This is a genomic window from Streptomyces sp. NPDC019937, from assembly GCF_040631655.1.
Lineage (GTDB): Bacteria > Actinomycetota > Actinomycetes > Streptomycetales > Streptomycetaceae > Streptomyces.
Genome location: NZ_JBEYAL010000040.1, coordinates 34,206 through 48,226, shown reverse-complemented (window position 1 = coordinate 48,226; position 14,021 = coordinate 34,206). Strand labels below are relative to the sequence as shown.

General features: G+C 71.8%; 12 protein-coding genes and 1 pseudogene. 3 read left to right on the top strand and 10 right to left on the bottom strand.

Annotated features, from left to right (window positions below; all coding sequences use genetic code 11):
- Positions 1 to 3: 3 nt before the first annotated feature.
- From ABZ562_RS32170 to ABZ562_RS32160, 3 genes are all read right to left on the bottom strand, one after another.
- Complete coding sequence (locus ABZ562_RS32170; RefSeq protein ID WP_361486392.1) at positions 4 to 2,721, bottom strand: molybdopterin-dependent oxidoreductase; 2,718 nt, start codon at positions 2,719 to 2,721, stop codon at positions 4 to 6.
- Entirely contained in the window at positions 2,718 to 3,545 is an 828-nt protein-coding gene (locus ABZ562_RS32165) for an FAD binding domain-containing protein (RefSeq protein WP_361486389.1), read from the bottom strand. Before ABZ562_RS32165 ends, ABZ562_RS32170 begins: the two co-directional genes overlap by 4 nt.
- A 115-nt stretch (positions 3,546 to 3,660) precedes the next feature.
- Positions 3,661 to 4,557 (bottom strand): AraC family transcriptional regulator, encoded by an 897-nt coding sequence (locus ABZ562_RS32160; RefSeq protein WP_361486387.1) that lies wholly within the window; start codon positions 4,555 to 4,557, stop codon positions 3,661 to 3,663.
- Positions 4,558 to 4,683: 126 nt separating this feature from the next.
- Between ABZ562_RS32160 and ABZ562_RS32155 the strand changes: the two genes are divergently transcribed.
- Genes ABZ562_RS32155 through ABZ562_RS32145 form a run of 3 tightly spaced genes read left to right on the top strand, consistent with a single transcriptional unit; the run spans position 4,684 to position 6,988 of the window.
- Entirely contained in the window at positions 4,684 to 5,265 is a 582-nt protein-coding gene (locus tag ABZ562_RS32155) for a non-oxidative hydroxyarylic acid decarboxylases subunit B (protein WP_361486385.1), read from the top strand.
- A gap of 13 nt (positions 5,266 to 5,278) precedes the next feature.
- Positions 5,279 to 6,703 (top strand): non-oxidative hydroxyarylic acid decarboxylases subunit C, encoded by a 1,425-nt coding sequence (locus ABZ562_RS32150; protein WP_361486382.1) that lies wholly within the window; start codon positions 5,279 to 5,281, stop codon positions 6,701 to 6,703.
- A gap of 36 nt (positions 6,704 to 6,739) precedes the next feature.
- Entirely contained in the window at positions 6,740 to 6,988 is a 249-nt protein-coding gene (locus ABZ562_RS32145; RefSeq protein ID WP_361486379.1) for a non-oxidative hydroxyarylic acid decarboxylases subunit D, read from the top strand.
- A gap of 53 nt (positions 6,989 to 7,041) precedes the next feature.
- Here the strand turns inward: ABZ562_RS32145 and ABZ562_RS32140 are convergent.
- From ABZ562_RS32140 to ABZ562_RS32110, 7 genes and pseudogenes are all read right to left on the bottom strand, one after another.
- Positions 7,042 to 7,176: pseudogene (locus ABZ562_RS32140) on the bottom strand (TetR family transcriptional regulator); the annotation flags it as partial.
- 21 nt (positions 7,177 to 7,197) lie between these two features.
- Entirely contained in the window at positions 7,198 to 8,229 is a 1,032-nt protein-coding gene (locus ABZ562_RS32135; protein WP_361486377.1) for a class I mannose-6-phosphate isomerase, read from the bottom strand.
- A gap of 107 nt (positions 8,230 to 8,336) precedes the next feature.
- Positions 8,337 to 9,350, bottom strand: coding sequence for a tagatose 1,6-diphosphate aldolase (locus ABZ562_RS32130; protein WP_361486375.1), 1,014 nt, complete (start codon positions 9,348 to 9,350; stop codon positions 8,337 to 8,339).
- Entirely contained in the window at positions 9,347 to 10,681 is a 1,335-nt protein-coding gene (locus ABZ562_RS32125; protein ID WP_361486372.1) for an ADP-dependent glucokinase/phosphofructokinase, read from the bottom strand. The genes ABZ562_RS32130 and ABZ562_RS32125 overlap by 4 nt, the downstream gene beginning before the upstream one ends.
- On the bottom strand, positions 10,678 to 11,544 hold the full coding sequence (locus ABZ562_RS32120; protein WP_361486369.1) for a carbohydrate ABC transporter permease: 867 nt from the start codon (positions 11,542 to 11,544) through the stop codon (positions 10,678 to 10,680). Before ABZ562_RS32120 ends, ABZ562_RS32125 begins: the two co-directional genes overlap by 4 nt.
- 3 nt (positions 11,545 to 11,547) lie before the next feature.
- On the bottom strand, positions 11,548 to 12,567 hold the full coding sequence (locus ABZ562_RS32115; protein WP_361486367.1) for a sugar ABC transporter permease: 1,020 nt from the start codon (positions 12,565 to 12,567) through the stop codon (positions 11,548 to 11,550).
- Positions 12,567 to 13,907: an ABC transporter substrate-binding protein gene (locus tag ABZ562_RS32110; RefSeq protein ID WP_361486365.1), complete on the bottom strand. Its 1,341-nt coding sequence runs from the start codon at positions 13,905 to 13,907 to the stop codon at positions 12,567 to 12,569. Before ABZ562_RS32110 ends, ABZ562_RS32115 begins: the two co-directional genes overlap by 1 nt.
- Positions 13,908 to 14,021 lie beyond the last annotated feature (114 nt).

The following is a 14,021-nucleotide window of genomic DNA, read 5'->3' as shown; positions in this document are numbered from 1 at the left end:
GTCTCACTCCCTGGGCACCGACCGGTCCTCGCCGAGCCGTCGGTAGATCCGTTCCGGAGTCAGGGGCAGCGCACGGCAGCGTACGCCCGTGGCATCGTGCAGCGCGTTGGCCAGCGCGGGGGCCACCGGGTTGATGCAGCATTCCGCCATCCCCTTCGAGCGCAGGGGCCCGAAGGAGTCGGCCGAATCCACCAGGAGCACGTCGGTGCGGGGGATGTCGGCGTAGGTGGGAATGCGATAGTTGCGCAGGTTGGGGTTGACCACGGCACCGTTCGCGTCGATGTGGTGGTTCTCGGTCAGCGCGAAGCCGATCCCCTGGGCGACCCCGCCTTCCACCTGCCCCCGGACCTGCGCGGGGTTGATGACGACTGCGGCGTCGGTCGCCTGGACGCTGCGCAGCACACGGATCTCACCCGTCACCCGATGGACCGCGATGCGGAATCCGTGGGCGTTGGAGGTGACGCTGCGCGGCGAGCCGTAGGCCTTGCGGGCCGCGGTGAACCGGATTCCGCGCGCCCGGGCAGACGCGAGGAGTTCGTCCAATGACACGTACCGGTCGCCGCAGACGACGCCCCCGTCCTCCAGCGAGCACGCCGCGAGGTCCGCGCCCGTGTGCGCGGCGGCGAATTCCAGGATGCGGTCGCGCACGGCATCGGCCGCCCGGAGTACCGCGTTGCCCGCCACGAAGAGCCCCGCGCTCGCGAAGGCACCGGTGTCGAACCCCGTGCGGTCGGTGTCGGATTGCACCAGCCGGATCCGCGACGGCGTCGTGCCCAGCCGGCCGGCCGCGATCTGCACATGCGCGGTCGACGTGCCCTCACCGAATTCGACGGTCCCGACGGCCAGTTCGTACACCAGGTCGTCGCCGAGGGTGACCCAGGCCTCCGAGATGTGCTCGGTCGGGGGCGCCGTCTCGTGCAGGGACGTCGCGACGCCGGTACCGAGAAGCCACCCGGGCCCGGGGGGTGGCTCGTCGGCGGTGCGGGCCATGGCGCCCTCCACCAGGTCCAGGCACTTCACGATCCCGTCCTCGCCGTACATCACGTCATCGGGGCCCTCCTGCATGGCGACGAGCGGCTCACCCGGCCGCACCACATTGCGCCGTCGCAGTTCGATCGGATCGATGCGCAGGGCGCGCGCCAGTTCGTCCATCGCCGATTCCACCGCGAACGCCGGTTGCGTCATCCCGTAGCCGCGCAGCGCCCCGCTGGGCACGGTGTTCGTATAGACGGAGAACGCGTCGTACTTCTTGTTGGGGCAGCGGTAGATCATGACGGCGGCGCCGCCCGCGTACAGCGTCTCGCCGCCGTGGTTGCCATAGGCGCCCGTGTCCGCCACGTTGCGGACCTGGAGCGCCGTGAGGGTTCCGTCCGCCTTCGCGCCGAGTGTGACCGTCAGCGTCATCGGATGCCGTGTGGACGCGGTGGTGAACTCCTCCTCACGGGTGTATTCGAAGCAGACGGGCCGTCCGGTGTCCAAGGCGGCGAGCGCCACCAGATCCTCCGAGATCACTTCCTGTTTGCCGCCGAAGCCGCCACCGACGCGTTCGCAGAACACCCTGAGCTGGTCCGGGCGCAGCGCGAAGAGATAGGAAATCTTGGACTTCGCGATCGACGGCGACTGTGAACTGGTGCGAATGTTCAGCCGGCCGTTCTCCATCCAGGCGATCGAGCCGTGGGTTTCGAGATGCGCGTGCTGCACGCGCGGCGAGAAGTACGTGCCCTCGTGGATCACATCGGCCTCGGCGAAGCCCGCGTCGACGTCCCCGATGTGGGAATGGATCTCGAACAGGACGTTGTGGACGGGGTCGCGGACGAAGGGGTCGTCCGTGTCGTGAATTTGCGGCGCCGCCTCGGTCATCGCCTCTTCGGGGTCGAACACCGGCGGCAGCACCTCGTATGCGACGGAGACCTTCCGGCAGCCCTCTTCCGCCGCCCTGACGGAATCGGCCAGCACCGCCACAACACGCTGGCCGACGAACCGCACCGTGTTGTCGAGAACGAAGGTGTCGTCCGGATCGACGAGATGGTCGGTATGGATCGCGGTGGTGAAACGCTTGCGCGGCACGTCTTCCCAGCTGTAGACCCGGTGCACGCCGGGAACGGCCAGTGCGGCGGTCTTGTCGACCGAGACGATCCGGGCGTGCGCGTGCGGCGAGTGCAGGACCTTGAGGTGCAGCATGCCCTCGATGTGGGTGTCCATCGTGAATTCGGCGCGGCCGGTCACCACCTCGTCGGCCGCCGGTGCGCCGACGCTCCTGCCGACGGCCTCTCCCGGCGCGGCCCTCTCCACACCGGCGACGCCCTTCACGGCATCCTCGATTCCGCGGTAGCCGGTGCAGCGGCACAGGTTGCCCTTCAGCGAGTGCGGCAGGTCCTCCTTCTGGGACTCGGTGAGCGCCGCCGACGTCATGATCATCCCTGCGGTGCAGAAGCCGCACTGGAAGCCGGGCGCGTCGCGGAACTGCCGCTGCACGGGGTGCAGATCGCCGGGTGTCCCGAGACCCTCGATCGTCGTCACCTCACGGCCGTCCGCGCGGAAGGCGGGAGTGATGCAGCTGTGGACCGGGTCGCCGTCCAGCCACACCGTGCACGCGCCGCAGTCGCCCGCGTCGCAGCCCTTTTTCACGCCGTGGTGCCCGAGTGAGCGGAGGAAGGTGCGCAGGCACTGACCGGGTTCCGGTTCGTCGTCGAAGGTCTTGCCGTTCACGATGTACGTCACACCGGGCCCCCAGCCGTGAGTTCGCGGCGAATCTCCTCGGCGAAGTGCCGTGTCAGATGGCGGCGGTGGTCGGGGCTCCCATTCGGGTCGGCGAACCAGTCGCCGTCGGGGACGGCCTCGATACTGCGCGCCAGACGTCGGGCGTCGGGCATGGTGTCGAAGGCGATGCGCACGGGCCGGACGGTGCCGGCCGTGACGGTGAGCAAAAGGTCGTTCGCTCCCGGCGTTCGCGTACCGACGAGGAATACCGTCGAACGGCCGAGCCTGGTCAGCGAAAAGCGGCGGTGCGCCGGACGCTTCCTCAGCGCGTGTGCCGGAATGTGGATACGCCGCAGCATTTCCCCGGGAGCGAGGATGTTTTGATGGTCGCCGGTGACGAAGTCGACGGCGTCGACGCTTCGTGTCGTTCCGTCAGGAGCCCACAGTTCGTATTGTGCCTCGAGTGCGACCGTCAGCGTGATCATCGGTCCCGCGGGCAGCGACAGGCAGATATTCCCGCCGACGGTCGCCGAGTTCCAGACTTTGAACGAGGACAAGAACGCCTCGCAGCTCTTCGCCAACAGCCCGCCCGCGGTCCAGTCATCCGGCGGCGCGAAGGCATGAAGGTCGCGGATGGTGCATGTGGCGCCCACATCGAGGCCCGTGTGACTCGGGTCAAGGGAATTCCAGCGCAACGGTGTCAGATCGATCAGGCGGCGCAGGCCCGGCTGCTCCACGGAATACAGCCAGGTGCCGCCCGCGAGCCAAGCGTCGCCTTCTCGCCAGTCCACGCCTGGCTCGGAGGACGGTCGCCGTATCACTTCGGTGATGGTGTTGAGGTCCATGGGAAGCGATCTCCCTTACGGCGGACGCGAACACTACTTCCAGCCTATCGCTGAACCGTTCGCCCGCCCGAGTTGCGGAACTCGGGAAAGAGTGCTCAGCGATTCCTTTCCGGTTTCAGGTCTGCGGGCCTCCGGCCCCCGAGGTGCGGGCCCGGAAGCCCGCCGGGGTCTCGCCCGCCCGGCGGCGGAAGAACTTGGTGAAGACGGTGGCGTCGGGGAAGCCGAGCCGCTCCCCTACGGCGGTGGCGGACAGTTCGGTGTGCACCAGCAGCCGCTTCGCCTCCAGCAGCACCCGGTCGTCGATGAACCGCTTGGCGCCGCACCCGACGGCGGCGCGGGTGGCCCGGGTGAGGGTGCGCACGCTGTAGCCCAGCCGTGCGGCGTAGTCCTCCACCCGGTGCGTACGGGCGAAGTCGCGCTCCACCGCATGGCGGAACCGCCGGAACGCCTCGCTGCCCGCGTCGCGGCCGCCCTCCGCGCCCGGCAGATGGGCCAGCCGCAGCACGAGCACGGCCACCAGGTGGCGCACCACCTCGATATGCGCCTCCAGGGGCCCGGCCATCGCCCGGTATTCGCCCTCCAGCAGGTCCCGGGCGGCCCGTACCGCCTCCCCGGCCTCCCCCTCGGGGGTCAGCGGGGACTGCCACGCGTAGCCGTGCAGCCGGGCGGCCTCCGCGGTGGCGGCGTCCAGGTAGCCGGCCGGGAAGAGCACGACGGTGCCCTGGGCGGTGGCGAGGTCGGAGCGGAACTGGTGGATCTGGCCGGGGCGCACCCACATCCAGCTGCCCTCGGCCAGCTCGTGCTCGGTGAAGTCCACCGAGCAGCGCAGCACCCCGGAGCGCACGCTGATCAGCTGGTGGAAGGCGAGCCGCATCGGGGCGTAGGCGTCGAGGTCATGGCCACGGGCGCGGGCGAGCAGCCCGGCGAAGTCGAGGACCGCCGCTCCCGGCGGGGCTCCCACGGAGGGCCGGAACGGAACCTCGGTGACCTCAGTGTGTCCGTTTCTGTCCATAGCGCGTCCTCAGTGTACGGCTGTGAGCCTTCGGATGGCTTCTAGCGTGGAGGGCGAGCCGAGGGCGGTGACCGAAAGAGTCGGCGTCCGCCCTTCCCGTGAGAGAGCCGAGGGGAGCGTACCGCCGTGCGATTGATCGTGGGCATGACAGGAGCCACGGGTGCCGTGTTCGGCATCCGGCTGCTGGAGGCGCTGGCCGAACTGCCCGAGGTGGAAACCCATCTGGTGCTCAGCCGCTGGGCCCGGACCACGATCGAGCTGGAGACCGGCCGGTCCGCCCGCGAGGTGGCCGCGCTCGCCGACGAGGCCCACTCCGCCGAGAACCAGGGCGCCGCGATCTCCTCCGGATCCTTCCGGACCGACGGCATGATCATCGCGCCGTGCTCGATGAAGACCCTCGCCGGAATCCGGGCCGGATACGCCGAAGGGCTGGTCGCCCGCGCCGCCGATGTGGTCCTCAAGGAGCGGCGCAGGCTGGTCCTGCTGCCCCGGGAGACCCCGCTGAGCGACATCCACCTGGAGAACATGCTCGCGCTGTCCCGGATGGGGGTGCGCATGGTGCCGCCCATGCCCGCCTTCTACAACCACCCCGAGTCGGTGGACGACATCGTCGACCACATCACGGCCCGGCTGCTCGACCAGTTCGACCTGCCCGCGCCCACCGCCAAGCGCTGGGCGGGCATGCGCGCCGCGCGCACCTCCGTATAGAGAAGGAGTTCCCATGGCCTACGACGACCTCCGCGGCTTCCTCGACGCCCTCGAGAAGGAGGGCCAGTTGCTGCGCGTCCCCGACGAGGTGATGCCGGAGCCGGACATCGCCGCCGCCGCCAACGCCGCCCCGCGGCTGGGCGACCACGCCCCCGCGCTGTACTTCGACAACGTCAAGGGCTTCACCGACGCCCGCATCGCGCTCAACGTGCACGGCTCCTGGGCCAATCACGCGCTCGCCCTCGGCCTGCCCAAGGAGACGGGCACCAAGGAGCAGGTGGAGGAGTTCATCCGCCGCTGGGACACCTTCCCGGTCGCCCCGGAGTGGCGCGAGAACCCGCCGTGGGCCGAGAACACCCTGGAGGGCGAGGACGCCGACATCTTCCGGGTGCTGCCGCTGATCCGGCTCAACGACGGTGACGGCGGCTTCTACATCGACAAGGCCGCGGTCGTCTCCAAGGACCCCGCCGACCCCGAGCACAGCGGCAAGCAGAACGTCGGCATCTACCGCATCGAGGTCAAGGGCCAGCGGCGGCTCGCGATCCAGCCGGTGCCGATGCACGACATCGCGCAGCATCTGCACACCGCCGAGGAGCGGGGCGAGGACCTGCCGGTGGCCATCACGCTCGGCAACGAACCGGTGATCTCCATCGTCGCCTCCACCCCCATGGAGTACGACCAGAACGAGTACGAGCTGGCCGGGGCGCTGCGCGGCGCGCCCGCCCCGGTGGCGAAGGCGCCGCTCACCGGGCTGCCCGTGCCGTGGGGCAGCGAAGTGGTCATCGAAGGTGTCATCGAGGGCCGCAAGCGGGAGATCGAGGGCCCGTTCGGCGAGTTCACCGGGCACTACTCCGGCGGCCGCACCATGCCGGTCATCCGCATCGACCGGATCTCGTACCGCACGCACCCGGTCTTCGAACACCTCTACCTCGGCATGCCGTGGACCGAGGTGGACTACCTGATCGCAGCCAACACCTGTGTGCCGCTGTACAAGCAGCTCACCCGGGACTTCCCGGAGGTCCGGGCGGTCAACGCGATGTACACCCACGGGCTGGTCGTCATCGTCTCCACCAAGAAGCGGTACGGCGGTTTCGCCAAGGCCGTCGGCATGCGGGTGCTGACCACCCCGCACGGGCTCGGCTACGCGGCCACCGTGATCGTGGTGGACGAGGACGTCGACCCGTTCAACCTGCCGCAGGTGATGTGGGCGCTGTCCACCAAGATGAACCCGGACGGCGATCTGGTCCAGGTCCCGGGGCTCCCGGTGCTCGAACTGGCCCCGCAGGCCCGTACGCCCGGCATCACGGACAAGCTCGTCATCGACGCCACCACCCCCGTCTCCCCCGACAACCGCGGCAACTACGGCACCCAGGTGCGCGATCTGCCGGAGGCGGCCGAGTGGCTGACCCGGCTGCAGAAGCTCGCCGCCGCCCGCTGAACCACCGCCGTCACCCACTCCACGGAAAGGACCGAGATGTCCGACACCCCTTCGCTGTGCCCGCGTTGCGCCCACGAGACGATCGAGCACATCTTCAGCTCTCCCGTCCCCGGGGTCTGGGAGGTGCTGCGGTGCGGGCGGTGCCTCTACATGTGGCGCACCAGCGAACCCGCCCGTCGCACCCGGCGCGACGCCTACCCCGAGGAGTTCATGATGACGCCCGAGGACATCGCCGCCGCGCCGGAGGTGCCCGCCGTGCCGCCGCTGCGGGCGGCCACGGCCTGAACGGGCTGCCAGGCGACGGGATCCTGGACCGCGAACCGGGCGTGCCAGGAGGGCTTGCGCTTGATGGCGCGCACCAGGTCCGCCCGGGTGCCGAAGTGGTAGCCGACCGCGGCGACATCGCCCTGTCCGGCCGCCTCGCTGATCTGCCGGTTGGACACCGCGACCAGCCCGTGTCCGGCGTGGAGCCGCCCGGTTTCCCGCTGCCGGGATCAGTGCCCGGGCGCGGGCGGGCGGCAGCGCAGGGCGGTCACCGGGCCGGACAGCCGGGCGGGCCCCGCCGCGTACGGAAGGAGCACGGTCTGCCCCTGCGCCACGTCGAGCGAGGTCCCGGAGCCGCAGGTCAGCGTCCCGGCACCGGTGAGGCAGACCAGCACCGAGAAACCCGCGTCCAGCGTGGCCGCCGGTTCGCCCCGGCACAGCTCGGCGCGGAAGCAGGGGTCGGCGTCCGGCGGGAGCACGCTCCCGGTCCCGGCCGCCGCGCCCGGTCCGCGCAGCCGGTCCAGCGCGGCGGCGGACAGGCCCCGGCGGTCGACTGTTCCGAGGGCCAGGTCGAAGCCGAGGCCGAGATGGCCCTCGGCGGCACCGTCGATCGCGAACCCCTCCCACTCCAGCAGCACCGAGAAGTCGGTCGGCTCCTGGAGTTCCACCAGCAGCACCCCCGCGCCGATCGCGTGCGGCATCCCCGCCGGGCACAGCAGCGCGTCGCCCGGGGCGACCGGCACCCGGTGGACGGCCTCCAGCATCGCGCCCGCGTCACCGGCCGCGACCCAGCCGGCCAGCTCGTCGGCGCTGACGTCGCGGGCGAAACCGAGCCGGACCTCGGCGCCGGGGGCGGCGTCCAGGACGTACCACGCCTCGGTCTTGCCGTGCGCGCTGCCCAGATGGGCACGGGCGAACGCGCGGTCGGGATGGGTGTGCAGGGGCAGCCGCTGCCCGGCGTCCAGCAGCTTGACCAGCAGCGCGGTGTCGGCCCCGTACGCCGCCGTGTGCTCCGGCCCCAGCCAGGCGGCCGGGTCGGCGGCCACGGCGTCGGCCAGCCGGACGCCGCCGGGCAGCGTGGTCAGCCCGGCCGGGGACCGGGCGAAGCGGGAGGTGGTCGAGGCGACCCAGTCCTCGGGGCGATAGCCGTCGCCGGCCGGCGCGGTGCGCCGGAAGCGGGCGATGGCGCCGGAGTCGCGGTAGAAGGAGCGCGGCTGATTCGGCGTCAGCGGGATGGGCGCGGCGGCGGGCTCGGCGGTCATGCGGGGCTTCTCCCGGTCGGATACGGCCGTACGAGATGTGCGGGGCCGGGGCGGGGAGCGGCGGGCGGGTCAGGGGCACCCGCCGCTCCCCGCCGGTCCACGGGTCGTCAGACGGCGGGATGCCAGTGGTGGAACCAGCCCTCGGGCTGGCGGTCCAGCGCCTGGTCGAGGGAGCGGCCCGGCAGGAACGGGCGGCCGTGCTCGCGGATGACCGCGTTCAGCTCGTCCAGCCGCCCCCGGGCCTGCTCGATGCCCTTGGCGCGCTCGGCCGGGTCGTGGGTGGAGACGGCGTCGCGCCAGATGGACCGGCCCGCCAGATAGCCGCACGCCCCGGCCTGGGCGGAGATCCGCACCTGGGTACGGAAGTCCTCGTAGCCGACGCCCGCGGACAGGATCACCCAGGGGACGTGGACCGAGGAGTCCAGCTCCTTGCACGCCGCGGCGGCCGCCTCGCGGCCCTGCTCGGTGTCGACGTAGCCGGGGAACTCGACCTTGAGCATGTCGACGCCGAGCCGGTCGGCGTCCACGGCCGACCGGATGATGCCCGCGACCCGGCGCTCCTTCCACTCCGCCGAGGACGGGTCCTCGCCGGGCAGCGGGTACCAGATGGGCTCGACGACCAGCGGCAGGCTCAGCTCCGCGCACTCGGCCACCAGGTCGCGTACCACCTGGCGCTGGTGTTCGGCGGTGGCCGGGTCGCCGTCCGGGCGGTACCACCACAGCAGTTTGGCCACATCCGCGCCGGACAGCTTGATCTGCCGGGTGGACCAGCCCTCGCGGTGCCGGGTGCGGCGCGGCCCCTCGGGGATGCTGTAGTCCTCGTCCTCGATGCTGGCCATCAGGCCGACGTCGCGCGGCACGGCGCCGCTCGCGGTGAGGTGGCCGATGCCGTAATGGGCGTCGAGGAGCACGGCGGTCACGCTGGGCGCGACGGCGCGGATGACGGCGTCCTTCGCCCGGACCACGTCGGCGAAGCCCACCGTGGAGGGGTCCGGGGCGAGCAGTTCGGCGAAGTCCGAGAGATGGTCGAGGGCGCAGATCAGGAAGAAGCCGTCCTCGCTGGTCACACGGGTCAGTCCGCGCAGTTTGCCCGGGTCGGTGGTCAGGTCAGGCGTGGTCATCGGGGTCCTTTCGGATACGGGCCGTTGCGGTCGGCCCTGTCGTGGAGCGAGCGGGCGAGCAGCAGCCCGCCCACGAACGTGTCACCGAGGCCGATGGTGGCCGCGGGGCGGCTGAGGTGGGGCGCGGGGACGCAGTCCGCGCGCAGCCCCTCCCCCACCGGCCCGTCGGCCGGGCGGTCCTCGGTGTAGCCGGCCGCCGGTGGCGGCTCCGGGTCGGCGGCGGGGGCGCCGCCCGCGGCCCGCGCGGCGGCGAGCAGGCTGCCCGTCATCAGCGCGGTCCGCTGTTCGGTGGGGTCGCCGCGGTGGACGGCGAGCACCCAGCCGTCCGCGTGCACACAGACCCGGTCCAGGTGGTACGCGGTGGCGAAGTGGGCCGCGGCGGCGACGGGCGTGGTACGGGCCGAGGGGCCGGCGAGCGCGGCGAGTTCGGACAGGCTCATGCCGACGGAGTCGGCCAGCGGGGCGTACTCGTCGCATCCCGCGCGCAGGGCGCGGACGCTGGTGAACTCGGCGAGTTCGAGATGGATCAGCGGCAGTCCGGCGTCCCGCCAGGTGCGCGCGACCCCGGTGAGCCAGGCCCGGTCGGCGGGCCCGGTGCCGTCCTCGGGCAGCCCGTTCATGCCGGACAGCAGCCCCGCCGCCGCGGTGCGGGCCAGTTCGCCGGAGCGGGCGGCGAACCATTCGTCGCGCTCGATCCCGTCGTCCATGAACCGAAGGATGATCCGGGAGGAGCGGGGCAGCCCGCCGGGCAGTCCGGGGGCGGGGGTGCCCGCGGCGAACTCCAGGACGGCGTGCGGCTGTTTGGGCACATTACCGGTGGGCGCGTCGGCGCCGGCCAGCCGCCCGGCGGGGGCGGTGCCCGCGGCCGTGCACAGCGTCACGTCGGGATGGAGCACCGCGAGCTGCTCGGCGCTGCGGTCGGCCAGCGGGACGACGCCGGGCGCGCCGAGCACGGCGAGCGCCCAAGCGGCCTGCGGTCCGGTGCCGCCGAGTTGCACCCGGTCGGGTGCGCCGAGCAGGGTGGCCACCCAGTCGGTGCCGCCGGGCCACGGCACGGCGATCTCGCCGCCGCGGCCGTGGCGGATGCGGCCGATGACCTCGGCGGCGACCTCACCGGCGGGTCCGGGCGCGGTGGCCTGGGCGGCGAGGGCGGCGATCCGCTCCGGGCCCATCCGGCGGACGTGGTCGACGCAGGCACTGAACCCGGCCAGTACGGGGGCGGCCTGCCGGGCCCGGGCGCGGACCCGGCCGGCCAGCGCGCGGTACCGCTCGGCCCACAGCTCGTCGCGGGCGACGACGCGCGGGACGGACAGGCCGGTGCGGGAGGTCACTGCTTCACCGCCCCGGAGGTGATGCCCGCGACGATGCGGCGCTGGAACACCATGACGATCAGCACCAGCGGCAGGGTGACCACGACGGACGCGGCGGCCATGTCGCCCCAGGGCACGAAGTACTGGGACTGGAAGCCCGCGATGCCGACCGGCACGGTCTGGTGCTCGGGAGAGGAGGTGAAGGCCAGCGCGAGCATGAACTCGTTCCAGTTGGTGATGAAGCCGAGCATTCCGGCGGCCGCGATCCCGGGCAGCGCGAGCGGCAGGATGACGCTGCGCAGGGTGCGCAGCAGTCCCGCGCCGTCGATGGCCGCGGCCTCGTCCAGCTGGGTGGGCAGGGACCGGAAGTGCGCGTACAGCACGAAGATCATCAGCGGCAGGGCGAGCCCGACGTACGAACCGGAAAGGCCCGTATAGGTGTCGAGCAGCCCGAGGGCGTTGAGCACCAGATAGAGCGGGACGACGATCGAGATCTGCGGGAACATCGACAGGCCGAGGACGACGGCGAGCACCACGCCCTTGCCGGGCACCGGCAGCCGGGCGAGGGCATAGGTGGCCAGGGCCGCCAGCAGCAGCCCGATCGTGGTCGCGGTGACCGTGACGATGACGCTGTTGACCAGGTACTTGCCGAACTCGTAGTCGGTGAAGACGGCCCGGTAGTGCTCCAGGGTGCCCGGGACGGGCAGCCAGTGCGGGGTCACCGAGGACAGGTCGCGGTCCCGCTGGAAGGACGTGCTGAGCTGCCACAGGAACGGTGCGACGGACCAGAGCACGACGGCGGCGACGGCCAGCCGGAACAGCGTCCGGCGGCGGGCCCGGATGGCGGCGGGCGCGGCGGGGACGGGCGCGGGGATGGCGGTCATGGCTCAGCCCTCCAGGGCGCGGTAGCGCCGGCTCAGGTAATAGGCGAAGCCCGCGGCGATGAGCACTTCGGTGAGGAAGGCGGCGGTGGCGATCATCGAGCCGTAGCCCAGTTCGAGACCGGAGAAGAGGGTCTTGTAGCCGAAGGTGGACAGCGTCTCGGTGGAGTCCGCCGGTCCGCCGCCGGTGAGGACGTACGGCAGGTCGAAGACCCGGAAGGCGTCGAGGACCCGGATGAGGGCGGCGATCAGCAGGGCGGGCGCGATCACCGGCAGGGTGAGGGAGCGGAAGGTGCGCCAGGGCGAGGCGCCGTCGATCTTCGCGGACTCGCCCAGTTCCTTCGGCACGGTCTGCAGCGCGGCGAGCACCAGCAGCGCCATGAACGGGGTGGTCTTCCAGACGTCGGCGAGCCCGATGGTGGGCAGGGCGGTGTGCGGATCGCCGAGGAAGTTGATGTAGCCGTCGGTCAGATGGAGGCGGGTCAGCAGGTAGTTGGCGACACCGGACTGGCCGTCGAAGATCCAGCCGAACATCCGCGAGGTGACGACGGTGGGGATGGCCCACGGGATGAGGACGGCGGCGCGGGCCCAGCCGCGGCCGCGGAAGGACTGGTGCAGCACGAGGGCGAAGCCGATGCCGAGCGCGGTCTCCACCAGGGTGGTGCCGAAGGCGAAGGCCACCGTGCGCCACCAGGCGTTCCAGAACAGGTCGTCGCCGAGCAGCCGGGACAGATTGGCGGTGCCGGTGAAGTGCGATCCGGTGGAGAACCCGGCGTCGTGCAGGGACAGCCACAGGGTGCGCAGCACCGGGTAGAGGGAGACGGCGAGGACGGCGGCGAGCGCGGGCGCCAGCAGCACGATGCCCGTCAGGCGCGGGCCCGCGGACGAGGACGCGCGCCGGGGCGCGCGGCGGCGCGGGGCGTCGGGGCCGGGCGTGAGCTGCGGCTGCTCCAGGGAGGGTGCGCGGTGCTTGCCGCGCAGCGGGGTGTGTCCGGGGGTTCTGTGGAAGAAGGCGAGGTGGCCCATCAGACGATCGCCTCCAGGTCGCGCCGGGCGGAGCGGAGGGTGCCGCGCACATCGCCGTGGACCAGGGCGCGGGAGACCGCGGACTGGAGGGCGAGGCTGACCCGGGAGTAGTGCGGGGTGACCGGGCGGGGCACGCCGTTGCCGAACGCCTCCTTCAGCTTGACCATCGCGGGCTGGGCCTTGGCGAGCTTCTTCTCGTCGTAGACCGAGACGCGGGAGGGGGCGTTGCCGAAGTCGAGCGCGAAGGCGAGCTGTGCCTCGGTGCCTGCGAGCCAGTGCAGGAAGTCCATGGCACCTTCCTTGTTGCGGGATCCCGCCGCGACGCCCAGCTGATAGCCGCCGAGGCAGGAGGAGGACGTGCCACCGGGGAAACGGGGCAGCGGGGCGACGTCGACCTTGCCGACGACCTTGGACTGGTCCGGGTTCTGGGAGACGCCGTAGACATAGCTCCAGTGCCGCATCATCCCGACCCGGCCCGCGGTGAAGGGCCGACGGCTGGGTTCCTCGTCCCACGAGAACACCTCGGAGGGGCTGACCTTGTAGCGGTACACCAGGTCGCGCATGAACTGGACGGCCTCGACACAGGCGGGGCTGTCCACGCCGACCGCGCCCGAGGGGTCGATGATGTGGCCGCGGTTGGAGGCGATGAACTCGACCAGGTCGCACAGCAGGATCTCGGCCTGTTTGGCCTGCCACAGATAGCCCATGGGCACCCGGCGGTGCTGCATCTCGGCCGCGATGTCGGCCAGTTCGTGCCAGCCGGTCGGCGGCTTGCGGCCCAGCGCCCGCATCAGGTCGGTGCGGTAGTAGAGGCCGCCCGCGTCCACGTACCAGGGCAGGGCGACGAGCCGGCCCTGGTAGGTGCACGCCTCGACCACACCGGGGAAGAAGGAGCGCCGCAGCGAGGCGGAGACGTCCTGGTCCAGGGGGTGCACCCAGCCCGCGTCGGCCAGTTCGGCGATCCACACCACGTCCTGGGCGAACACGTCGACCGTGCCGTCCTTGCGGGCCAGCAGCTGGGTGAGCTGCTGGTGGCATTCGGTGCTGGAGCTGGGTGGCGGCAGGTTGCGGACGGTCACCCGGTAGCGGCTCTGGGCGGCGTTGTACCGGTCGGCGAAGGACTGCATGCCGGCCGCGCCACCGGTGAACGCCGCGCAGGCGAAGGTGAGTTCGGTGCGTCGGCCGCCACCGCCGCCCACCCGCCGGGCCGGTTCGTCACCACCCCCGCAGGCGGTGAACAGGGGCGCGGCGGCGAGGGTGCCGAGGGTGAGGGCGCCGGTGGAAAGTGCCCGGCGGCGGGTCCACGGTGGTTCGGGACGGTTGGGTGGGTGCGGCTCCACGGCGACTCCAGTGACGCGACGCAAAGGCTATGCGGAGAGGTACGCAGAAAGACGTACAAAGAAGCGCTGGTTTATGCGGCTCTTTGCTGCAAGCTACGGCGGCAGCATCCACCG